Genomic DNA, 23,459 nt, shown 5'->3' on the forward strand with positions numbered 1-23,459 from the left:
TCTGTCAATGGCGCCGGAAAAGAGGGTCTCCTTTTCCGGTCGTTCTCTGTATCTTATCCAACTCCGGGACCGTCTTCCCACTCCCGCAGCAAAGCCTGGGTATTACTCCAGGCCTGATTGACCGTCTGGCGCAGATTGTCCAGATTCTGCTCATAAGCCCGGCGCTGGCCGTCCAACTGGCGATACTGCTCCTGATGTCTCTGTGCCAGGCGTTCCCGCAGCGGTTCATTGCGCTCAGGCAGCTGAGCACAACAGCGTCCCTTTACCGCCTCGGCGGTGTCTACAATTCGCTGGGCCATGGCTTGCACCGAGCGCTGCAAATAGGGGCGGAAATAGCGGATGAAGTTGCAGTGAGCCAGATCCGGCACGTTGGGATAAGGGCCGTCCACCCAAACAAAGCTCTGGGCAGTCCATGTATCCTCTGCTTCCTGCAACAGATAGCCGTACTCCTTCATCAGCGGCTCATCCACACCGGCCTGGTTGCCCACCACGCTGATCTGCTCCAGCACTTGGGCAAGCCGGCTGAGCAGCATGGGTTTTAATTGTTGCTGCCAGCAGTCATGCATCTGCTCTGGGATCTGCAAGATCACCGGATTGATCGCCTGGAATACCGCCATATGTTCCGCAACCCTGACCCCGCTCAGCGCCCGGATCACAGCGGCCGTCGCCTTCTCTTCCTCCTGACGCAGGGGCTCCAGCACCAGCTCCATGACGTCCGGCTGCTGCCGGAAAAGTTCCTCCAGCTGTTGGGAAAAATCCCCAAAAAAGCGTTGGGTACGCCGCTGCATCTCCCGAAGTCTATCCTCTTCCCGCCGGAAAAAGCCTTCCCGCTCCCGCTGGGCCTCCTCCAGATGGGTCACTACCCACTCCATGCCGGCGGCCGCCTTCCAGACGGCGCACTCCATCTGGCGGCCTGCCAGGGTCTTTTTCAGGTCGTTGAGAAAACCTTCAAAATGACTCTGAGCCAGCAGCTTTTTCTGGTTGCTCACGAAGGACTTCAGAGCCTGGGAGGCCGAAACGCCACTGAGCCGAACCTGGTCCAGTACCCGGTGAGCCTTCCGCAGCACCTCTTCTGAGGCCCGGCGTTCCTCCAGCGCCCCAAAAACCTCCTGCCGGATGCGGCGGCTCACCGCCTCCACGTAGTCCTCGTACACATAGTCGTCCTCGTCCAGCTGGTCCAGAAAGGTCATGACGAAGATAATGTCATCGATGTTTTTGCTCTCCAGCATCTGACACACAAAGTCCCGCTCGGTGCTGCTGAAGGGTACCCGGGCGTGGATGGGCATAATGACCGCATCCACCTGGGGCAGGGTCTCCAGGGTAATGCGGGTCATTTCCCGCTCGTCGTTCAGGCCCGGGGTATCAATGATCTCAATATGGTTCTGACAGATAACGCTGGGATAGTACAGCACCGTCTCCTGTACGGTCTCAGAGACCGCCCGGCCCTCCTCCGTCAGCTTGGTCACATAGTCCGCCAGTCGGTCCACCGGGATCTCCTGCTCCCGACCGTCCCGGAAGCGCACCACCGCCCGCTCCTCCACTCCGTAGGTAATACGGTTTACGGTAGCAGTGGTGGGGGTAGCGTCCGCCGGCAGCACCGGCAGACCCAACATGGCGTTGATGAGGGTACTCTTTCCCCGCTTAAACTCCCCCATCACCGCCACGCGGTAGCGCTTGGTGCGAATCAGCTCTTTACACTCCTCTAACCGCTCCGTCAGGGCCGGATCCAGCTCCATGACCTCCAGCATCTTCTGCAGCTGGACCAAATCCTCATATAATTGAAACTCAACCGCCTTGACAGAGTGCTCCATCGTCCGTACCTCCACCTTGATGTCTGGTCAGCCGTGCGATGAGGTTCTCTGTCTCCAGCAGCAGCTTGTCCAGGCTGCCGCCCCGCTCGTCCGCCATGGATTCCGCCGGTTTTCTGGTCTGTGTATCCAACCAGAGTTCCTTCCGCTGCATGATCTCGCCGCACATCCGGCGGTAGGCCTGATTGATGTTTTGCTCAGCAGCGGAAATTGCCCGTTTGGTAAACTGCTCCACCTGTCCCTTGACCGCTTCCAGCACCTTGCCCCTCTGCACGTCCACACTGGAGCGGAATACCTTCTCACCCAGCACCGTGCTGCCCGCACCCAGGCACAGATTGGTAACAATGGCAGCGGGACCGCCTGTACCGGCCAGCAGTACATACCCGGCGGCGGTAGCCAGGGTTCGTCCCACCTGAAAGTTGACCTTTTTCTTCTGGATGTCCTCCAGTCCGGCGATCTGTTCGCCGCTGCCGATATCGATCAGATCCTTGTCCATGATACCGATGCGGCCCACCGACAGGGTCTGCCGGTAGTTGCGGGCCATAGTCTCGTTGATTCCCCGAAGATCATCGCTGAAGGTCCTGGCAAACTCCTGCTCCATGGCGGTGGAAAACCCGGTCATCTCCATTTTCATCCGGTAGGGGTAGTCCTCCTCCCACCACCGCTTGGGTTCACTGACATGGGACAGCTCATATTGGAATTTCTCCAGCAGCAGCTGCTCCTTCTCAGCGGCAAAGCCGCGGATGCTGCTGATACACGCCGGGGCCCGGTCCTTCAGCTCAGAAATCATCATGTCCCACAGCTGTCCCGCCTGCTCTGCGGCTTGTCTGGCTGCCTGCTGCTGGTCCTGAGCCTTTTGGGTTCGTTGATTCCTGGCCTGCTCCGCCCTGCAGCGCAAATCGTCGGCCGCTATGGTCAACAACCCAGCCAGCCGGTCCCGGGCCGCCTGTTCCCGCAGCTGGCTGTGCTCCGGGGCATCCGCCCAGTCCATCAGCCGTCTGATGATCTGCTCTCGGCCGCCGGGGACTCCCTCTTCCCCGCTCCAGCCATGGGCCACGTACACCTCCACCGCCGGACTGATCTCCCGGACCTTGTCCCGGATATGGGCCACTACCCTGGCCCGGGACTCCTCCTCGATCTGGTCCAGCTTGGTGATGACCACCATGATGCGGGGCACTTCCCGGGCCAGCAGCCGGCTCTGGATCCATTTGCGCTCCGTGCCGCTGACCGGCGTACGGGCCGAAACGGCAATGATCACGCCGTCCGCGCCGGTGAGGGCCTCCTCCGCCAGGATGGTCCGCCGCTCCACAAGATCCCCGGTGCCCGGAGTGTCCACCAGCTCCAGCCGGTGCTGACCCAGCCAGGGAATGTCCACGCCCACATAGAGGGTGCCCTGCGGGTCCGCTCTGCCCTCTCCGGCCAGAAACTGCTGCCATGCCTGCTCCTTTAGGGGGTAGCCCGTCTTTTTTCCGTCAGGGCCTACATGGACCAGCATCTCTTTGTTATGGTAGGTCACTGTGGTACGCAGGGCAGTCGTGGGCAAGGTTCTGACCGGCAAAATCGGCCGGTCCAGCAGCTCGTTGATGAGACGGCTTTTGCCCCGGGAGAACTCCCCCACCACCACTACGCTGAATTTACGGGCATTCACCCAGCGATGGAGCCCCTCCGCCTGCTTGGCCAGCTTAGCATAGCGCCCTGCCGCCAAAATACTGCAGGCCTGGGTATATTCCTCTTTCCACACGTCCGCCCACCCTCTTCTCCATGATAATCTCTTCCGTGCCTTCAGATGGGACAGAAGAAGCGATAAAATCTCTGATCGATCCGCAGATACTGGGGATACTGGTCTGGCTCCATCAGCCGGCAGAACAGTTCCCCCATCTCCTCCCGGGCAGCAAAGGATTTACCCTGAAGAATAGCCCGTACCATCTCATCGTAATAGTTGTACAAGCGGGCACACAAAGCCTGGTATTCCTTTCGCCCTATCCCCGCAAGGGCCTCATGGGGAAAAGATCCCACAGGCTTTGACCAGTCCAGGTCCTGCCAGCCCTGCTGATGGGGATAAACGGTATAATCCAACAGCATATCCGGGTTGCCCAGGGGCACTGTGGCCGAACAGTACAGGGGATAAAGGATGGTCTTATCCCCCGCCCGTCCCCGGGCATAATAGGGGATGGTCACACACAGGGTCTTGCCCAGCCGCCGGATGGCAGGCCAGCCGGACACCAGTTCCTGGGGAATGCTTTTTCGCCGGAATTCGCCCCGGTTAAAGCTGCGGATCAGCTGATAAACGGATGGTATCTGCATCTCTTGCATCGCACTTTGCTCCTTTCACCAATGACACGTCTGTTCCCTCAGGCATAGGCCTCTACCATATAGCAGCCGCTGTCCTCCCAGGCATCCATAAATTCATCCAGAGGCACCTGAGCGCCGCCGCCGTTGGAGGCGCCGGGGTCATTGAGGATCACCATAGGCTCATCCGGGTCGGTATAGTCGATGCCAATGACCTGTACCGCGTGATCGGCCTGCATACCGGGGCCGAAGTTGTCGTCATTGACCCCTTCCCACAGCTCGCTGCTGTCCACCGCCACAATGACCTGACCGCCGTCCTGGAGACATTGAGCGATATCATCGATGGAATTGCCCTGGCTGCGCTCCACGTCCAGTCCCATATGCTCCAGGATATTGCCCACGTCGTCCATGGGGGTACCCGCCTGGGGCATATACCAGCCGTTAGCCTCGGCCAGGTCCCGCAGGTCCGACTCCTCAAATTCCTGCCCGGTAAGTTCCTCCAGCACAAACTCCTGGGAGGCCACCGCACAGCTGCTCCCAGTCTCCTGCCAGTGCCAGTTTTCCATGGCGCTTTCCGGATCGCCGATCACCTTACTCGGGTCAGCCTGGTCGGGATCAAAGGGTTCAAAATTGGGAACTGCGCCATAGCCGGGGTCGGGCTGAGGCTCCACTTCCGCCTGAGGTTCAGGCTCGTAGAAGGGGTCCGCCTCGTCGTCAAAGATCTGATCGTCCTGATCATCGGGACGATTTTGGTCGTCCGCCTGAGGTTCACGGTCGTCGGGCGCAAGCTCCACACCGTGGAACACGCCGTCGCCATCCAGGTCCTCCGTCATCTGGAATGCATCGAAGCGGCCGTCTCCATCTGTGTCCATGGCCGTATGGGCCATATCAAAGACGCCGTCTCCGTCCAGATCCACAAACTGGTCCAGGCGTTCAAACACACCATCCCCATCCAGATCCATACCCATCTGCTGATAATCAGCCAGACCGTCTCCATCCAAGTCCACAGCAACGGTATCCACATTCAGATCGGCAACTCCGTCCAGGTCACCGTCCACACCCACACTTACCCGCTGGGCATCGATGATGCCGTCTCCATCCAGGTCAAAAGCCTGGTTGACCAGCTGGGTCTCCAGAATGCCATCCCCATCCAAATCCAATCCCTGCTGTTGGACTACCATGTCAGGGATGCCGTCCCCGTCCAGGTCCACCAGTACCGGGTCACTGTTCTGCTCCTGACCTCCCGCCTGGGACATAAGCCCATCGTCCGGCTCTTTCGGCAGGTCATCCAGGTCAAACAGGTCCATGAAGTTGTCCAACATATCCGCAAACATGATCATGCTCCTCTCTGCACTCATCTCTGGATTTATACCGCTGATTGCGTCTTGGGAAAGGGCTGTTTCGGCCTGGGCAGGCCGGTCCGCCCACCATTTCTTTCCTCGTTTCACCGTCTTCCCTCCGTGTGCCGCCACCGGCCCACAGTTCCGACCAGTTCCGACTGGATTCTGCAATTTTATCTCTTCCAGTATACCCAATTTATTCCTCTCTGACAATAGAAAGATGGACGCACCTTACAGAATATCCGAATTTCACAGAGCCGCATATGCAAAATCCCCCGGCGCTAATCGCGTCGGGGGATTTCAGCCGTATGAAGTTGAACTGTCTTACACCTGGCTCAGGAAACGGAGGAAGGCCTCCTTGCCCTCCGGGGTACGGGCGTAAACGCCGGCGTGCTCCAGCACCTTGGCAAACACCAGGCCGGTCTCGTGGTAGACCACGTCCAGGGCGTTGTCAGGAGTAATCTGGGAGGCAAAGCCCTCCGCCCAGTCAGCGTGGGGTGCGGTCAGCGGGTCGGAGCGCAGGTCGCCGCCCTGTGCCAGCTTGTCCGCCACCGCCGCCAGTTCAGTCTTGAGCCGGGCAGGCAGTACCGCCAGGCCCATGACCTCGATGAGGCCGATGTTCTCCTTCTTGATGTGGTGGAGCTCGGCATGGGGGTGATAGACGCCCAGGGGATGCTCCTCGGTGGTGATGTTGTTGCGCAGCACCAGGTCCAGTTCGTAGTCGCTCCCCCGCCGCCGGGCGATGGGGGTAATGGTGTTGTGAGGCTCACCGTCGGTCTCGGCGTAGATGAAAGCGCTCTCATCGGTATAGCCCCGCCAGCTGGTCAGGATGCGGTCAGCCAGGTCGATGAGCCGCTGAGGATCGGCACAGGTAAGGCGCACCACCGACATGGGCCACTTGACAATGCCGGCCTGCACATCCTCATAGCCCGGGAAGGTGAAGGGGGTCTCCACCGGTGCTTTCTCCATGGCGAAGGTGTAGCGGCCGCCCTGGAAATGGTCGTGGGCCAGGATGGAGCCGCCTACAATGGGCAGGTCGGCGTTGGACCCCACGAAGTAGTGGGGGAACTGCCGCACAAAATCCAGCAGCTTGCCGAAGCAGGCCTTGTCGATCTTCATGGGGGTATGGACACTGTTCAGGCAGATGCAGTGTTCATTGTAATACACATAGGGAGAATACTGCAAAAACCAGGGAGAACCGTTAATGGTAATGGGCACAATGCGGTGGTTCTGGCGGGCGGGATGGTTTACCCGTCCGGCATAGCCCTCATTCTCGGCACACAGCTGGCACCGGGGATAGGCCGAAGCGGGCAGGTTGCGGGCCGCCGCAATGGCCTTGGGGTCCTTCTCCGGCTTGGACAGATTGATGGTGATGTCCAGCTCGCCATACTCGGTCTGGGCCTTCCACTGCACGTCCTTGGCAATGCGGTCCCGGCGGATATAGTTGGTGTCCTGGCTGAATTTATAGTACCAATCGGTAGCCGCCTTGGGGTCCTGACGGAACAGGTCGTTGAAGGTGTCAATGACCTGGGCGGGACGAGGCGTAAGGGCACCCATAAGCCGGGTGTCAAACAGGTCCCGGTAAGTTACGGTGTCCTCGGGCAGCATTCCCCGGGCACAGGCGTCGTCGGTAAGGGCGCCCAGAATGACGGGCAACTCCTCCTCCCCTACCGGTCCCACTTCCGGCAGGGCGCAGCTGTCTACCCGCAGGATGTCCAGCAGGGTGTTTACTGCCCAGATCCGCTCCTCGGGCCGGACAAGTCCTTTCTCCACGGCATAGGACACCAGCTTGGCAATGGCCTGGTCACGCTCCATGCTCAGCCCTCCTCAAAGCCGTTGGGATGGCTCTTATGCCAGGCCCAGGCGGAGGCCACGATGGTGTTCAGGTCGTTGTACTGAGGCTTCCAGCCCAGCACCTTGATGGCCTTCTCCGAAGAGGCGATGAGCTGAGCGGGATCGCCCGCCCGGCGGGGAGCCATCTTGGCGGGGATGGGGTGTCCGGTAACTGCCCGGGCCACGTCCACTACTTCCTTTACGGTAAAGCCCACACCGTTGCCCAGGTTGAACACGTTGTTCTCCCCGCCCTTGAGCAGGTAATCCAGAGCCAGAATATGGGCCTGAGCCAGGTCGGTGACATGGATATAATCCCGGATGCAGGTGCCGTCCTTGGTGGGATAGTCGTCGCCAAACACGCTGACCGCCTCTCGCTGTCCCAGGGGCACCTGGAGAATGATGGGGATCAGATGGGTCTCAGGATTGTGGGCCTCGCCGATCTGGCCGGAGATATGGGCACCGCAGGCGTTGAAGTAGCGCAGGGCCACGTATTTCAGGCCGTGGGCCTTGGAAACCCAGCTCATCATGTGCTCCATGGACAGCTTGGTCTCGCCGTAGCAGTTGGTGGGCACAGTACGGTCGTCCTCCAGGATGGGCACCCGCTCCGGCTCACCGTAGGTGGCGGCGGTGGAAGAGAATACGATCTTGTCCACGCCGTGGGCCACCATGGACTGGAGGAGCACCATGGTGCCGTGGAGGTTGTTGTCATAGTACTTCAGAGGATCGGACATGGACTCTCCCACCTGGGAGGAGGCGGCAAAGTGGATGACGCCCTCGATGTCCTCGGCCTGGAACAGGGTATCCAGAGCCCCCCGATCCCGGATGTCCAGCTGATAGAATTTTGCCTTGGGATGGACTGCGGCTTTGAAGCCAGTCTGCAGGTTGTCGGCCACCACCACGTCCCGGCCGGCGTCAATCAGTTCATATACCGTATGGGAGCCGATGTATCCGGCTCCGCCCAATACCAAAATCGCCATTGTTCAGACGCGCTCCTTTCACTTCACTGTATGCACTTGTTCAGGGCCAGAGAACGGTGCCGCCCACAGGGCGGATGGACAGCACATGACAGCTGCCCTCCCCCAGGCAGGCCTCCACCTGCTTGCGGAAACTCTCCAGCAGATCCAGCGGCACAAAGGCCTGGATGGTACCGGCAAAGCCGCCGCCGTGAACCCGGCAAGCGCCCCGGCCGGACAGAGCCCGCTCCGCCACGGTGAGCGCCACCGCCATGGCCTGCTCCTTCACCGCGCCGATGGGAGTAATATTCTGGAGCAGATCCCAGGAGGAACGGCCCGACTGTTTCACCACTTCCAGGAAGGTATCCATATCTCCCTGCTCCAGGGCGTCGGCCTCCAGCTTCACCCGCTTGTCGTCGGCAAAGAAGTGGAGGGCACGGAGCACCGCCCGGTCCCCTACCGCCTTCCGCAGCTGGGGCAGGGCCTGGATCACCTGATCCTCCTCCACTTCCCGCAGCACCTGCTTACCGAAGTAGGCCGCCACAGCCCCCATCTCCTGAGGCACCGCAGCGTACTCAGCCGTCAGGTCGGCGTGGCTGGCCCCCGAGTCAATGATACACAGGGCATAGCCCAGGCCGGCCAAATCCACCGCCACCGTCCGCACCACAGGGGCGGCAGGGTCGGCAAAATCGATGGCCACCGCGCCGCCCACGGAGGAAGCTGTCTGGTCCATTAGGCCGCTGGGCTTACCGAAGTAAATGTTCTCTGCCTTCTGGCCCATCTGGGCGATGGTCACCGGGTCCAGTTCGTCCCGGCAGAACAGATGATTCTCGATGACACCCAGCAGCACCTCGCAGGCCGCCGAGGAGGACAGGCCGGAGCCGGGCAGCACCTCAGAGGTGGCATATACATCAAAGCCGGATACAGGATAGCCCCGCTGGGCAGCCTGCGCCGCCATACCCCGGACCAGAGAAGCAGTGGACTCTTTCTCCTCCTCCTTGGGCTCCAGGGTGTCCAGGTTCACCTCCACCAGGGGCCAGCCCTCAGACTGGAACCGGATGGTGTTGGTGCCGTTGGGGGCGGCGCAAGCCAAAAAGTCCAGGTCCACCGCGCCGGCCAGCACCCGGCCGTGCTGATGATCGGTATGGTTGCCGCAGATCTCGGTGCGGCCCGGGGCGGAGCACAGAGTCACAGGTGTGTTCTCCCCCGCCCCAAAGGTCTTTTGAAACCCATCCAGCAGATCCGCCACCCGTTTCCGGCCGGCGGTAAGGTCATGACACAGCAGGCCCTTCAGTGGGCCATCCAGCTCCCCTGCGTTCAGTGCGTTACGCACAGCGCCCAGTTCTTGCATGGTTCTTCTCTCCTTTTGCGTCCCGGACAGAGCGGGCAGCCCCCACTCCTCGGGCTGTTTCTTTCATCATAGCACATTCCGCCCTCAAATCCAATCCCTGACAGAGCGGTGTACAAAGAAAAACCGCTGCAAAGCAGAGCGGTCCCCCGCGTCTGCCTTGCAGCGGCTTCGCGCTTTTGCTTGATGGAATTACTTCTTCTGCACGTACTTCAGGCAGTCCAGCATAACAGCCACGAGGATGATGATGCCGGAGAACACGAACTGCAGGTTGGTGTCGATGCCCAGAGTGGTCAGAGAGTAGGTCAGGGCGGTGAAGATGAACACGCCCACCACACAGCCGGAGATCTTACCGATACCACCGGTGAAGGAGATGCCGCCCACCACGCAGGCCGCGATGGCATCCATTTCCCAGCCCTGGCCATAAGCGGCGGAGCCGGAACCGGTCATGCGCAGGCACTCCAGCCAGGAACCGAAGCCGTAGAGCACACCGGCCAGGATGAAGGCGCCCACAGTGACCTTGAACACGGAGATACCGGAAACCGCGGCGGCCTCAGGGTTGCCGCCCACAGCGAACAGGTTCTTGCCGAAGGTGGTCTTGTTCCAGATGAACCACACCACCGCCACGGCGGCTACCGCCCACAGGATGATGGTGGGGAAGCCGTTGATGCGGGGAATGACCATGCCGGGAATGGTGGAGTCAATGCCGCCGAAGGACACGCCCTTGGTGGAATAGGTCACCAGGCCGAAGATGACCAGCATGGTAGCCATGGTGGAAATGAAGGGGTGCATCTTGAACTTGGCGGTGAAGAAGCCGGCGATGGTGGTGAAGATGGTGCACAGCACGATGCAGACCACCAGAGCCAGGAACACCCGGACGATCACGGGGATGCCGGAGAAGTCAAAGAGGTAACCGAACACGCCGCCGGTATTGGGGCCGGAGTGCATTACGATGGTGGCTGCCGTCATGCCCATACCAACCATACGGCCGATGGACAGGTCGGTACCAGCCAGCAGGATGAGTCCCGCCACGCCCAGAGCCAGGAACATTCTGGGAGATGCCTGAGACAGAATGTTGAGCACGTTGTTTACCGTCAGCAGCTGGACATTCTTGATGATCGGGGTGGCAATACAAAGGGCAATGAAAATAATGATAATGGCGATGTACAGGCCGTTTCTCAGCAGGAAGTCACGGCGGTTGAAGGTGTACTTGTAGTTCTCCCACTTCTGAGACATGGTCTCACCGAAGGTAAACTTGCTCATCCGCAGCATATCGATCAGGTGGAACTTGTGATCGAAGGCGGCATGGCGGCGGTCCTTGACCTCCTGCAGGTCCTTGGTCCGCTTCATCTTGGCATCAAACAGGCGGTTCTTGTGGACGTATTTCTCGTCCTTGATCTCGTGGGGATCGCTCAGCTTGGAGAGGGTCGCCTGATGCTCCTTGTTGAGCTGATCCACCGCCGCGGCGTAATTGGTCAGGGCCTGCTGCTTCTCTTCTTTGCAGCTGGCAGTGACCGCCTGATAATAGTCGGTGTCAAAGTGTGCTTTCAGATAGGCCTCGGCATCGCCAATCAGCTTGGAAACCTGCTCCTTATTCTTGGCCTCCACCTCTTTGGCCTTTGCCAGCTCTGCCTGATACTCCTTCAGCTTGGCAGCCTTCTCCTGAGCCGTATAGATCTTATCCCGCTTCAGGCTGTCAATGCTATTCTGAATGTCGATAACCTTGTCTGTGCCGTCCGCCCGCAGGGCGTCGATCTGTGCCTGGATCTTACCGACATACTCGTCAATAGGCTGACGCAGTTTTTCCTCCTGCTCAGCCGTCAGAATTTTCGAATTATTTGCTACCATAAGCAATTTCTCCCACTATAATGTCGCTCAGATCATCCGCTGTACGGGTGATCTGCGGGGCCTTACCATATCATGGCGTTCAGCCTTTGTTGCAATACACACAAAGCACGTATGCTTTGTCCCCTCCACCATTACAGGTACTTTGCACTCAAGCGCAAAAGCTCCTCCTGATTGGTCTCCTTGGTGTTGACGATACCGGACAGGTGTCCGTTGGACATCACGCCGATCCGGTTGGTGATGCCCAGAATCTCGGGCATTTCGGAAGAGACCACGATGATGGTCTTTCCCTGCTTGGCCATTTGAATGATCAGCTCATAGATCTCATACTTGGCGCCCACGTCGATGCCGCGGGTAGGCTCGTCCATCATAAATACCTGGGGCTCCCGCTCCAGCCACTTGCCGAAGATAACCTTCTGCTGGTTACCGCCGGACAGGCTGGTAATCATGTCGTCCGGTCCCATGCACTTGGTGTGCATGACCTTGATCTCCTTGTTGGTGGCCTTCACCATCTTGGGCGTGGACAGAGCCACACCGGACTTGTACTGCTGCAGGTTGGCTATGGTAGTGTTAAAGGTAAGGTCACACTTAAGGAACAGGCCGTTGGCCTTACGCTCTTCGGTGATCATGGCGAAGCCGTGTTCAATAGCCTCTTTAGCGCTGTTGAAGTTCATCAGCCGGTTTTTGAAATATACCCGCCCAGCTGCGCGGGTACGCACACCGAAGATGGTCTCCAGAAGCTCGGTACGACCGGCGCCCACCAGGCCATACAGGCCGAAGATCTCGCCCTCCCGGACGTCAAAGGTGATGTCCTGAAGATGAGGCGCGTACTTGGTGGACAGGTGCTGTACGGAGAGGATAGTGTCTCCCGGCTGATTGTCCACCGGCGGGAAGCGGCTCTCCAGGGAGCGGCCCACCATGGCGGTGATCAGCTCGTTCATATTGGTCTCCTTGGAGGGCTTGGTCATGACCAGATTACCGTCCCGCAGGACCGAGATCTCATCGCAAATCTCAAAGATCTCGTCCATCTTATGGGAAATGTAGATCAGAGCGATGCCCTGCTCCTTCAGCATCCGCATCATTTCAAAGAGTTTGTCCACTTCCTGCACGGTCAGAGAGGAAGTAGGCTCGTCCAGCACGATCACCTGCGAATTATAGGAAATTGCTTTGGCGATCTCACACATCTGCCGCTGCGAAACGGACATATTCCGCATGGGCTGGGTCAGGTTGACGGTCATACCGAGCTTTCGGAACAGCTCGGAGGCCTTTTTCTTCATCCCGCCTTCATCCACAATACCTGCGGAGTTGGTGGGATAGCGGCCCAGGAACAGGTTATCAATGACGTTCCGTTCCAGGCACTGGTTCAACTCCTGGTGCACCATGGCAATCCCGTTTTCCAGGGCGTCCTTGGGGCCGGAAAAGCTGATCTCCTTGCCATTGAGGAAGATCTTGCCTTCGTCCTTTTGGTAGGTACCAAAGAGGCACTTCATCATGGTAGACTTACCGGCGCCGTTCTCGCCCATAAGTCCCATGACCGTGCCCCGCTTCACATCCAGATTGATGTGGTCCAGCACCCGGTTCCGGCCAAAGGATTTGCACATACCACGGATTGACAGGACAATATCATCTTTCGCATCTGCCATTCTCGTTACTCCCGTTTTGCATATTAGCAGTTTCAGCGAAAAGTCTGATTCTGCCGGTTTTTCACTAAAATGCGCTATTAGGGAGAATTCCTTCTCCCGAACGGAGAGTTCCTCCTCCCGTACGGAGAATTCCTTCTCCCTAATAGCAGCAGTTATTCCTTCTTATTTCTGACGCAGATCTGTCTGCGCAAGCCGGTCAATTACTGGCTCAGAATGCCGGTGTAGGAAGCGGCGTTGTCGGTCTTCACCATGTTGATGGCGAAGGCGTCATAGGCGCTGGGGTTGCCCAGACGGTTGGTGATGTTGGACTCGGTCTGACCGTCGCCGGCGATGTACTCCACGTTCAGGTTCAGCAGATCGTCGTACTTCTGCAGCAGGGGCTGATAGGTGGAGCCCAGGAAGTTATCAGCGGAGTTGTAGATGTTCAGCCACACGTTCTTGGTGGGGTGAGCAGTGGCATCCAGCTGATTGGAGACGGGAGCGTAGGTCACAGTGGAATCCAGGAAGTCCTGATAGTTGTCGGCGGTGACAGCCACGTTCAGAGCGTAGTAAGAACGGGTAGCCTCGTCATAGTAGAACACGTCGTCGGTCAGCACGTTGCCGGCGTCGTCCTCGGTGCCGATACCCATGTCAACGTCCACGCCGTCCAGAGCGTTACGCAGCACACGCAGGGTCAGGTAAGCCTGCACGTCGGCGTGCTGGCTGATGGTGCCGCCGTAGCCCTCCGCGATAGCGGCAACGGCGTCAGAGTTTGCGTCATAGCCGAAGGTGGGAACCTTGTTCTCCTTGGACCAGGCGTTGAACATGGACATACCCATGCCGTCGTTGTTGGAGACAACGATGTCGATCTGATCGCCGAAGGAGGAAGCCCAGGTGCCGATGGCGTTGCCGGCGGTGGCAGCGTCCCAAGTGGCGCCGGCGGAGTTCTTCATCTCCTGAGAAGCCAGCTCGCGGATGGTGTAAGTAGTGCCCTCCACCTCGATAGAGCCGTCCTTCACGACGGTGGAGGAGCCATCAGCGTTGGTGCCCACGGGAGTGCTGTCGATGGCGCCGTCCTTCTCAACGCCGGTGCCCAGAGCAGCGCGGACGCCGCGGGTACGGGCAATGGAGTCGTTGTGGCCGATGTCGCCCACGGCCAGCACGTAGCCGATGATGCCGTCGCCGTTGCGGTCGATCTCAGCAGCATGGGCCTTGATGTAGTCCACGATCATGGTGCCCTGCAGCTCAGCGCCCTGGTTGGCGTCAAAGCCCACATAGTAGGTGTTGTCGTTAAAGGTCAGAGCAGTCATGTCCAGCTCGCCGGTGGAGCTGTTGGAGGGCTGACGGTTGAACCACACCAGGGGCTTATCCTTGTTGGCAACCTCGGTGGTGGAAGCGCCGCCGCCGCTGGTCTCCTGGGAACCGGAGGGCTGGGTGCCGCTGTCACCGCCGCCACAAGCAGCCAGACTGAGTGCCATGGCAGCGGACAGGGACAGTGCAAGAATTCTCTTCTTCATAGCAATTCTCCTTTTTCCTTAGGATTTTGCGGGGCTCTTCCTCACACCCCCGCCTTACACTTCATAATCTTAATGGAAATTCTCTGGAAAAACAAGGTGAAATTTCACTGAAAGAAGGGCAAAAATTTATGGGAACAGAACAATCTACAAAAAATTTTGTTCCGAAAACTGTGCAAACTGCTAATTCCAACGTTTTTCGAAGGCAAACAGCGCTTTTTGACTGTCCATGGTAAAAAGATTATCCCTGTCCACGATCTTGGTGGAGGTATCTACCGTCTGCTCCACACCGCCCTGACCGGCCAGCAGCTTATAGGCGCTCTCCACCCCCAGATAGCCCATGGCGTAGGGATTTTGCACGATGAGGGCGTCTACCGAACCCTCCTGCAGGCCGTCAATGGTGATCACATTGGAATCGAAGCCCACCAGAAACAGATCATCCGAGCGTCCTGCCTCTTCCACCGCTCTGGCTGCGCCCACACTGGTGGGCTCATTGAAGGCCACAAGCACGTTGATCTCCGGGTATGCCCGCAACAGAGCGGCGGTATCCGTCTGCGCTTGTTCTGCATCGGCCAGTGTGTTAATGACCGAGACGATCTCCGCCCGACCACTCTTCAAAAAGAGGTCGGTGGCTCCCCGCTCCCGCTCCTGACCGTTGGCGCTGCTGATGTCGTAATTGACCACCCCCACCTTCAACGGACCTTCCATCCGATCCAATGCGGCCTGGGCCGCCATCTGTCCGGCAGCGTAGTTGTCCGTACCAATGTAGGTACTCACCTGGTCGGATGCCACATTGCTGTCGATGGCCACAATCCTGACGCCCTGCTGGGCCGCACTGTCAATGGAGGCAGCATTGTTTTCAAAGTCGATGGCGGAAAAAACGATGGCATCCGCACCGTCCTTGGCCGCCTCCTCCACCATCTGGTTCTGGGTCTCGTAGTCCTCCTCGGTCTCCGGTCCCACAATGGTCAGCTCCATATTGTACTCCGTGGCAGCCGCCTCCGCCCCGGCAAAGACCGACAGCCAGAATTCCGTCTGGGTGGATTTTGCCACCAACGCCACGGTATACTGCTCCGCGGCGCCTCCGCTTCCCCCGCAGCCGCCCAGCGCCATGCCGAACAGGGCGGCCAACAGCAAGAGGATGTATCTATTTCGTCTCATAATCCCCCTCCTGTATCTTGGGCATCAGGATCTCCACGCAGGTACCCACATCGGGTTCGCTGCTGATATGCAGCCCGTAGTGCTTGCCGAAGTAGATCTTCAGCCGGTCGTTAACGTTCTTAATGCCGATGCCGGTGCGATCTTTGGGATCGTGCTGGAGGATGGAACTGAGCTGCTCCTTGCTCATGCCAACCCCGTTGTCCAGCACACGGAACAGGATATCCTCCCCTTCCTGCAGCACCTGTACCCAGATATGTCCCTCATCCACCATCAGATCCAGGCCGTGGTTGATGGCGTTCTCAATGATGGGCTGAAGGGTAATCTTATTGCAATAATAATCCAGGCAATCGGGGTCTACATTAAATTCATAGGTAAATTGGTTTTTATAGCGGTACTTCTGAATCTGAAGATAGCTCTCTGCGTGTTCGATCTCCTTGGCGATGGGGATAAGCTCATGGCCCTTGCTGATGCTGATGCGGAACAGCCGGGCCAGGGCGTGGACCATCTTGACGGCCTCGGCGTTGCGGCCCTGCTCGCACATCCAGGCAATGGAGTCCAGCGTATTATAGAGGAAGTGGGGATTGATCTGTGCCTGGAGGGCCTTCAGCTCTGTCTTGCGGAGGTTGACCTCCTCCTCCCGCACGGTGGTCATCAGCCGCTGGATTCGCAGTACCATGTGCTCAAAGGAGTCGGAGAGCTCCTGTACCTCCCGGGTACCGCCCACCGGATGATAGGTAAAGTGGTCTGCGTCGGTCTCGAAGTTCTCCATGGCAGAAGCCAGTCCCCGCAGGGGGCGGCCCAGCAGGCGGAAGAGCAGCCAGCTGGTGAGCACCGCCGCCGCCAGTACCACCGCCGCCAGCAGCAGGGACAGCTGGATCATCTCCCGGACACTGCGGTTGACCAGTTCATCCACATAGCTGACGCCCACCACCCGCCAGTCGCTGTCCGCCACGCCGGTGAGGCTGTAGATCACCGTGTCGTCGGCGTAGGAGCCGTCCTCCAGCCCGGCCAGCGTCGCGGTGTTTTCCGTCTTGAGGCCGGCGTACAGCAACTGCTGCTGGGGGTGATAGACGATATTGCCCGCCCCGTCCATCAAAAAGCAGTAGCCCCGCTGGCCGATACTGATGTTATTGATATAGCTGGAGATGCTGGAAAAGCTCAGGTCCAGAGAGACCCAGGCGGCCCCTCCTCCCTGCTCCAGTGGAGCAGTCATGGTCACCACCCAGGGATAGTAACTCTCAAAAATAGTCTCCACATGGGGTGCCATCATATAGGGCGCCTGAGCGGCCCTGGCCTTCTCCAGATCAAAAGAGAGATTCTCGTAAATGGTCTCCCTGGGCTCCCGCCCCAGGGACCAGCAGTCCAGCAATTCCCCATCGGAGGAGTAGCTGGTTACCGCCACCACATCAGGCCGGAAGTTCAAAAAAGCGGTGAGCAGCTTGTCCCGGCTGTCCGCGCTTTCCAGCATGGACTGCTCCACCAGCTCCATGGCCTGATCCATATCCCGCAGATAGTTGGCCACTGTAGTGGATACCTGGGACACCGCCTGGCTGCTGCTGGTGCGGGCATTCTGCACCATGGCGTCCCGATAACGGTCCAAAAACAGCAGGATGCAGCAGCAGAGGATGACCGCCACTACTCCCACCACCATGGCCACCAGGATGGTGGTGATCCGCAGGCCCTTTCGGGTTACGCCGCGCCCTTTCACGCGTCCTCACCCAGCCTTTCCTGTTCCAGCCTGCGGCGTATGGCATTGGGAGATTCTCCGCAATATTTTTTAAAACAGTAGCTGAAATAGTGCTGGTCGGTATAACCGCAGCGCTGGGAAACCTCCTGCACCTTCAGTCCGGAGGTAGTCAACAGTTCCCGGGCAGCCTCCATTCGCTTGCGGATCAGGATGTTAATGAAGGTCTCACCGGTGTACTTCTTGATGCAGGCGCTCAGGTGATTGGGGCTGACAGTCAGCATCCCGCTAAGGGACACCAGAGACAAATCGGCCTCCATATAGTGCTGGTCCAGGGCCTCCAGAGCCCGCTTGCACAGCAGCTCCCCACCCTTGACGGCGGGAGCCAGATCGCTGATAAATTGGGCGCCGCCCTCCGTCCGATCCCCCTGGCGCAGAGCCTCCATGGCCTCCCGATAGGCGCCGTGCAGATCGGTCAGGGCCCTCACCACCCGGCTGACGCCGATGCGGCAACGCTTGCCCAACACCCTGTCCGCCATCTGGGGAATCTCGTCGGCCAGGATGTGGAGATATTCGTCAAAGTCCGACGCATTGCCCAGCAGCACCGAAATCACCTTTCCGGATGCAAAAAAGCTGACGCTCCGCAGGTACTTGGAGGCCAACCGGTCCACCGAGGCCACAAAGGAGGGCTCGGTGACGTTGCCGCCGTCCTCATTGAGCAGGGTGGATACCATTACGGTATAGCCCGGCCTGTCATCCACATCCCGCAACAGGCCGCACTGCCGGGCATAGCCCTCTGCCTGGACCTCCCCTTCCAGCTCGGCGTAGTCATCCAGTACCAGAGGCATCAGCATGGCTGCCTGCAGGTCGGACCCATCGGTACGGGGCCCGGTCTGCCGAAACATGGCATATTGGGCATCGATCTTTTTCCGGATGGTACACAGCTCGGCCCCCAGCCCTTCCATCGTCAGGGGCTTGAGCATATAGCTGATGATATTATATTGAATGGCCTGCTTGGCGTATTCAAAATCGTCATAGCCGCTCAAAAAGGCAATGTTGGTGGCAGGGCGCACCTCCCGCACCTGCCGGGCCAGCTCAATACCTGAGATAAAGGGCATCCTGATGTCGGTAAGCAGCAGGTCGGGGGCGTGTTTTTCCACCAGCTGGAGGGCATCCAGTCCATTGCTGGCGCTCCCCACCAGGCAAAATCCATAGTCCTGCCAAGGAATCATGGTACACACCGCTTCTCTCAGCTCGTCCTCATCGTCGGCCACGACCACGGTATACTGCGTCTTTGCAGCCATTGGGGCACCTATCCTTTCTATCAGGGCGCCGGACAGTCCGCTCCCCGTTCTTGGATTCAGTTAGACACATTATACCAGATAGTTTGACGACTCTCAACACCTCTCGCCGTGCCCCGCGATTTCTCTCCAAAACAGAAAAGAACCGGACGCTGACAGCGCCCGGTTCTTTTCCAGAAAATATAGAAGTTATAGTCCTTCTTCCACCACTTGAGCCTTAATCAGGTTGGTGGTGCCCGACTTGCCCAAGGGCACGCCGGCGGTGATGACCACGGTCTCACCGGGCTTCACCACCCCCTCCTTCCGGGCCACATCCACAGCCAGGGAGAACATCCGGTCGGTGGAATCCACCTCGCCGCAAAGATAGGGGTGGACACCCCAGGAGATGGCCAGCTGACGGCGGGTGGACTCGCTTTGAGTCAGGGAAATGATGTTGCAGCCGGGACGGAAACGGGAGATCACCTTGGCGGTGTAGCCCGACTTGGTGGGGGCCAGAATGGCCGTCGCCCCCAGGTCCATAGCGGTCAGGCAGCAGGTATGGGTGATGGCATCGCTGATACCGCTGATCTCAGGCAGCAGATTGCGCTCCCGGAACCGGCCCCAGTAGTCGATGGCCTCCTCGGCGGCGGTGACGGTGGCTACCATGGTCTCCAGAGCCTCGATCGGATACTTGCCGGAGGCAGTCTCGCCGGAGAGCATGACGCAGGAGGTACCGTCGAACACCGCGTTGGCCACATCGGACACCTCTGCCCGGGTGGGTCGGGGGTTGCGGATCATGGAGTCCAGCATCTGGGTGGCGGTGATGACGGGCAGGCCCTTCTGGGTGGCGGCCTTGATCATCTGCTTCTGGAGGATGGGCACCTCATGGGCGGGGATCTCCACTCCCAGGTCACCCCGCGCCACCATGATGCCGTCGGAGGCGGCAAGGATGGACTCGATGTTGTCCACGCCCTCCCGGTTCTCGATTTTGGCGATGATCTGGACCTTGTCGCCCCCCTCATGCTTGTGGAGCTCGGCCCGGATATCCTCCACATCGCTGGCCTTGCGGACGAAGGAGGCGGCGATGAAGTCAAAGTCGTTCTCCACGGCGAACTTGATATCGTCCCGGTCCTTGTCGGTGAGGGAGGGCAGGTGGATATGTACGTCGGGGATGTTGATAGACTTGTTGCTGGACAGGGGGCCGCCGTTCTCCACCTCGCAAACAATGCTGGTGCCTTCGATGCGCTCCACTTTCAGCTCAATGAGGCCGTCATCCACCAGGATACGGCAGCCAGGTCCCACTTCGTTATGCAGGTTCCGGTAGGTCACCGACACCTTCGTCTGATCGCCGGGCACATCGTCAGTGTGGAGCACAAAGGTCTGTCCCCGCTCCAGGGTTACCGGGCTGTTTTCAAAGGTCTTGACCCGGATCTCAGGACCCTTGGTGTCCAAAATGGTGGCCACCGGCGCGCCCAGTCCGTCTCTGACCCGCTTCAGCTTGGTAAGTTGGGCCAGGTGCGTCTCATGGGTGCCGTGAGAAAAGTTAAAGCGGGCGGCGTTCATGCCCTTGAGAATCAACTTGCGCAGGGTCTCCTCGTCGTCCACTGCCGGACCGAGGGTGCAGATGATTTTCGTCTTTCTCATGTCCTACCTCCATAACAGACGTGGTTCTTGTGGGGCTTAACATATCTGGGTATATTTTACCTGATTTCACCTGAAATGGAAAGAAGGATTTTTCATCCTACCATGTGGAAATTTCCATGGTCCTTTACAGCGTCACGCCGTCCTTGAAGATAGCGATCCCCCGGCGGCCAGCCTCCTCGCTTTTGGTGGGGGCGCCCCCGGCCGTGCGGAGCACCAGATGGAACAGCCGCCGCGCCGCCTGACCGATGCTCTCCCCTTCCGCCACGGTACCGGCGTCAAAGTCGATCCACCGGGGCTTATGGGCGGCCAACGCCTTGTTGCTGGAAATCTTCAAGGTGGGGGCCGGCGCCCCGAAAGGCGTGCCCCGCCCGGTGGTGAAGAGGATCAGGTGGGCTCCCGCCGCGCTGAGGGCGGTGGTGGACACCAGGTCGTTACCCGGACCCCACAGCAAATTTAATCCGTGCCGCACTACCTGCCCGCCATAGGGTACCACACCCACGATGGGGGCGGTGCCTCCCTTCTGGACGCAGCCGCAGGATTTGTCCTCCAGGGTGGTGATCCCCCCACTCTTATTGCCGGGAGAGGGATTTTCGTAGACGTTTTCGCCGTGAGAGACAAAATAATCCCGGAAGCCCTGGAGCATCTCCGCTGCCTGACGGAACACCCCTTCGTCGGCACAGCGGCCCAGCAGCAGTTCCTCGGCGCCAAACATCTCGGGCACCTCGGTGAGGATGGTGCTGCCTCCCCGGGCCACCAGCAGATCGCTGAACCGGCCCACCACCGGGTTGGCGGTGATACCGGACAGGCCGTCGGAGCCACCGCACTTGAGGCCCACCACCAGTTTGCTCACAGGCACAGGCTGGCGCTGGAACTGAGCGGCATAAGCGGCACACTCCTCCAGCAAGGCCCGGCCTGCCGCCAGTTCATCCTCCACCTGCTGGCACACCAGGAACTTCACCCGCTCTGAAGCCGGGCCCAACTCCTCCATCAGCTGGCTGCATTGCAGGTTCTCGCATCCCAGCCCCACCACCAGCACCGCCGCCGCATTGGGATGGCGGGCCAGTCCAGCCAGAATGGCCCTGGTATTGGCGTGGTCCGTCCCCGTCTGACTGCACCCGTAGGGGTGTGGAAAGGCGTAAAGCCCCTCCACGCTCCCCCCCACCAGGTCCTGGTTGTCAGCCGCCAGCTGGCTGGCGATCTCGTTGACGCAGCCCACGGTGGGCAGTACCCAGATCTCGTTGCGGGTGGCCGCCCGGCCATCGGGCCGCAGATAGCCCAGAAACTGCTCCGGCTCCTCCGGCTCCAGTCTCTTGACCGCCGGATGGTAGGAAAAGTCGATGCGGGCGGACAGATTGGTGGTCATGTTGTGGGTGTGGACCCACCCGCCCGCCGGTACGGAGGCGGTGACCCGTCCGATGGCACAGCCATATTTGTACACCAGATCTCCCGGCTTCAGCGGCACAAGAGCCAGCTTATGGCCCTGGGGGATAGACTCCGCCGCTGTCAGAGTCCATCCGCCAACGCTTACCTGCTCCCCCGCCTCCACCGGGGACAGAGCCACCGCCACATTGTCTCCCATCTGAATCTGGATCAGCTTCATGCGTTTTCCTCCAGACAGGCGGCGTATGCGGCCAGCACCCCATCGGCCCGGATCTTATCCAGATCCGCCGTCACTGCCGCCGTCAGGCCGTCCACCGACGTCAGGTCCATACCCCACATCTGCTCATGGCTCAGGATGGCCCGCACCAGTTCCCCGGCATTGTCCCCCCGGTGGGCCCAGCAAAACTCCAGCACCCATCGGTCATCGAACACGGTGTAGGCCGTGCCGTCGCTCCGGCGGCAGACCAATCCCTGCCCGGTCAGTTCCTCCATGTGCCCGCAGTAGAACTGAATGGCCGCCGCCAGACTCATGGTGAGGCAGGGGGGCAGCTGTCCCGTCTGCCGCTGGTAGGCCAGCAGGCTGGGCAGATTCCGCGCCCGCCACTTGGACACGGTGTTCAGGCAGATGCTCAGCAGGGCGTGGTCCACAAAGGGATTGTCAAACCGGTCCTCCACCGCCTGGGCAAACTGCTCCAGGTCGGCCCGGTCCAGCTCCAGGGTGGGGATGATCTCCCGGTAGAGCATTTGCTCCAGAAAGCCCCGCACCACCGGGTGGGCCATGCAGTCCCGGACGATATCAAAGCCCGCCAGGTAGGCCCCCGGCACAAAGCCGGTGTGTCCACCGTTGAGTATCCGCACCTTCCGGTGCTTGTAGGGGGTCACATCGGGCACCACCGGGCAGTTGAGTCCCGCAGCCCGGAAAGGCAATTTGTCCTCCAGCCACTCCGGCCCCTGGATGACCCAGACGCCGAACACCTCCCCCACATCCAGCAGGGGATCGGCGTAGCCCAGCTCCCCCTCCAGCTCAGCCTGCTCCTCCCGGTCCCGGATACGGCCGGGCACGATGCGGTCCACCAGGGTGGAGCAGAAGGTACATCCCTTCAGCCACTCCAGGAAGGCCGCCTCCAACCCCCACTGGGCGGCGTGGCGCTCCACACAGTCCTGCAGAATCGTTCCGTTGCTGTCGATCAGCTCACAGGACAGGATCACCAGGCCCGGCTGCCCCGCCTGCCAGCGGCGGTAGAGCACCTGGGTCAGCTTGGCGGGAAAGGATGCAGGAGGCTGATCCTCCAGCTTGCAGGTGGGGTCATAGACGATGCCCGCCTCGGTGGTGTTGGACACGATATATTCCAGTTCCGGAGAGACAGCCACCTCCAGCATGGCTTGATAATCCTCCCCTTCGTAGGGGTTGAGGCAGCGGCTCACCACTGAGATCACCCGCCGCCGGTCCACCGGCTGGCCGTTCTCCCGTCCCCGCAGGCACAAGGTATACAGCCCCTGCTGGGCGTTGATCTCCTTTGCCAGGCCCTGGGGGATGGGCTGGACCAGCACACACTTGCCGTTCCATCCCACCCGCTCATTGGCCAGGTCGAACCAGCAGTCCGCAAAGGCCCGCAGGAAGTTGCCCTCGCCAAACTGGAGCACCTTTTCCGGCCCCTCCTCCAGCACATAGCCGGTGTAGCCGCTCTCCTTCAACACCTGATAATTCAATGTTTTCATCCCGACCCTCCTTTGAAACAGACAGCTGGACCAAATGGT

Annotated in this window: 16 protein-coding genes; all 16 read right to left on the bottom strand. The window is 59.7% G+C overall.

Features of this window, described 5'->3' with window-relative positions:
• Nucleotides 1–53 precede the first annotated feature (53 nt).
• The gene (locus tag B5G40_RS12390; protein ID WP_087399803.1) at nucleotides 54–1,811 is read right to left on the bottom strand and encodes a dynamin family protein; all 1,758 of its coding nucleotides are present in this window, start codon (nucleotides 1,809–1,811) and stop codon (nucleotides 54–56) included.
• Complete coding sequence (locus tag B5G40_RS12395) at nucleotides 1,786–3,549, bottom strand: dynamin family protein (RefSeq protein ID WP_158099530.1); 1,764 nt, start codon at nucleotides 3,547–3,549, stop codon at nucleotides 1,786–1,788. The genes B5G40_RS12390 and B5G40_RS12395 overlap by 26 nt, the downstream gene beginning before the upstream one ends.
• Before the next feature lie 41 nt (nucleotides 3,550–3,590).
• The gene (locus B5G40_RS16710; protein WP_143383412.1) at nucleotides 3,591–4,121 is read right to left on the bottom strand and encodes a hypothetical protein; all 531 of its coding nucleotides are present in this window, start codon (nucleotides 4,119–4,121) and stop codon (nucleotides 3,591–3,593) included.
• A 38-nt stretch (nucleotides 4,122–4,159) separates the two neighbouring features.
• Nucleotides 4,160–5,437, bottom strand: a complete 1,278-nt coding sequence (locus B5G40_RS12400) for a hypothetical protein (RefSeq protein ID WP_143383413.1) — start codon at nucleotides 5,435–5,437, stop codon at nucleotides 4,160–4,162.
• Between the two features lie 324 nt (nucleotides 5,438–5,761).
• Nucleotides 5,762–7,252, bottom strand: a complete 1,491-nt coding sequence (gene galT, locus B5G40_RS12405; RefSeq protein WP_087399806.1) for a UDP-glucose--hexose-1-phosphate uridylyltransferase — start codon at nucleotides 7,250–7,252, stop codon at nucleotides 5,762–5,764.
• 2 nt (nucleotides 7,253–7,254) lie between these two features.
• On the bottom strand, nucleotides 7,255–8,247 hold the full coding sequence (gene galE / locus B5G40_RS12410; protein ID WP_087187367.1) for a UDP-glucose 4-epimerase GalE: 993 nt from the start codon (nucleotides 8,245–8,247) through the stop codon (nucleotides 7,255–7,257).
• A gap of 40 nt (nucleotides 8,248–8,287) precedes the next feature.
• Nucleotides 8,288–9,574 carry a galactokinase gene (locus tag B5G40_RS12415; protein ID WP_087388896.1) on the bottom strand — a complete coding sequence of 429 codons (1,287 nt, stop codon included), beginning with the start codon at nucleotides 9,572–9,574 and terminating at the stop codon, nucleotides 8,288–8,290.
• A gap of 189 nt (nucleotides 9,575–9,763) precedes the next feature.
• The gene (locus tag B5G40_RS12420; RefSeq protein WP_087388895.1) at nucleotides 9,764–11,419 is read right to left on the bottom strand and encodes an ABC transporter permease subunit; all 1,656 of its coding nucleotides are present in this window, start codon (nucleotides 11,417–11,419) and stop codon (nucleotides 9,764–9,766) included.
• Between the two features lie 131 nt (nucleotides 11,420–11,550).
• Nucleotides 11,551–13,059 (bottom strand): sugar ABC transporter ATP-binding protein, encoded by a 1,509-nt coding sequence (locus tag B5G40_RS12425; RefSeq protein WP_087388894.1) that lies wholly within the window; start codon nucleotides 13,057–13,059, stop codon nucleotides 11,551–11,553.
• A 200-nt stretch (nucleotides 13,060–13,259) separates the two neighbouring features.
• Nucleotides 13,260–14,555: a substrate-binding domain-containing protein gene (locus tag B5G40_RS12430; protein ID WP_087399807.1), complete on the bottom strand. Its 1,296-nt coding sequence runs from the start codon at nucleotides 14,553–14,555 to the stop codon at nucleotides 13,260–13,262.
• Nucleotides 14,556–14,735: 180 nt separating this feature from the next.
• Nucleotides 14,736–15,713, bottom strand: coding sequence for a substrate-binding domain-containing protein (locus tag B5G40_RS12435; protein ID WP_087399808.1), 978 nt, complete (start codon nucleotides 15,711–15,713; stop codon nucleotides 14,736–14,738).
• Nucleotides 15,700–17,421, bottom strand: coding sequence for a cache domain-containing sensor histidine kinase (locus B5G40_RS12440; protein ID WP_343286736.1), 1,722 nt, complete (start codon nucleotides 17,419–17,421; stop codon nucleotides 15,700–15,702). The genes B5G40_RS12435 and B5G40_RS12440 overlap by 14 nt, the downstream gene beginning before the upstream one ends.
• Nucleotides 17,418–18,701, bottom strand: a complete 1,284-nt coding sequence (locus B5G40_RS12445) for a response regulator (RefSeq protein WP_087399809.1) — start codon at nucleotides 18,699–18,701, stop codon at nucleotides 17,418–17,420. Before B5G40_RS12445 ends, B5G40_RS12440 begins: the two co-directional genes overlap by 4 nt.
• 186 nt (nucleotides 18,702–18,887) lie before the next feature.
• Nucleotides 18,888–20,321, bottom strand: a complete 1,434-nt coding sequence (gene pyk, locus B5G40_RS12450) for a pyruvate kinase (RefSeq protein ID WP_087399810.1) — start codon at nucleotides 20,319–20,321, stop codon at nucleotides 18,888–18,890.
• A 124-nt stretch (nucleotides 20,322–20,445) separates the two neighbouring features.
• Nucleotides 20,446–21,921 (bottom strand): UxaA family hydrolase, encoded by a 1,476-nt coding sequence (locus B5G40_RS12455; protein WP_087399811.1) that lies wholly within the window; start codon nucleotides 21,919–21,921, stop codon nucleotides 20,446–20,448.
• Nucleotides 21,918–23,420 carry a tagaturonate reductase gene (locus B5G40_RS12460; protein WP_087399812.1) on the bottom strand — a complete coding sequence of 501 codons (1,503 nt, stop codon included), beginning with the start codon at nucleotides 23,418–23,420 and terminating at the stop codon, nucleotides 21,918–21,920. The genes B5G40_RS12455 and B5G40_RS12460 overlap by 4 nt, the downstream gene beginning before the upstream one ends.
• Between the last annotated feature and the right edge of the window lie 39 nt (nucleotides 23,421–23,459).

Origin of the sequence: Flavonifractor sp. An9 (assembly GCF_002161245.1) — a bacterium.
GTDB lineage: Bacteria > Bacillota > Clostridia > Oscillospirales > Oscillospiraceae > Flavonifractor > Flavonifractor avicola.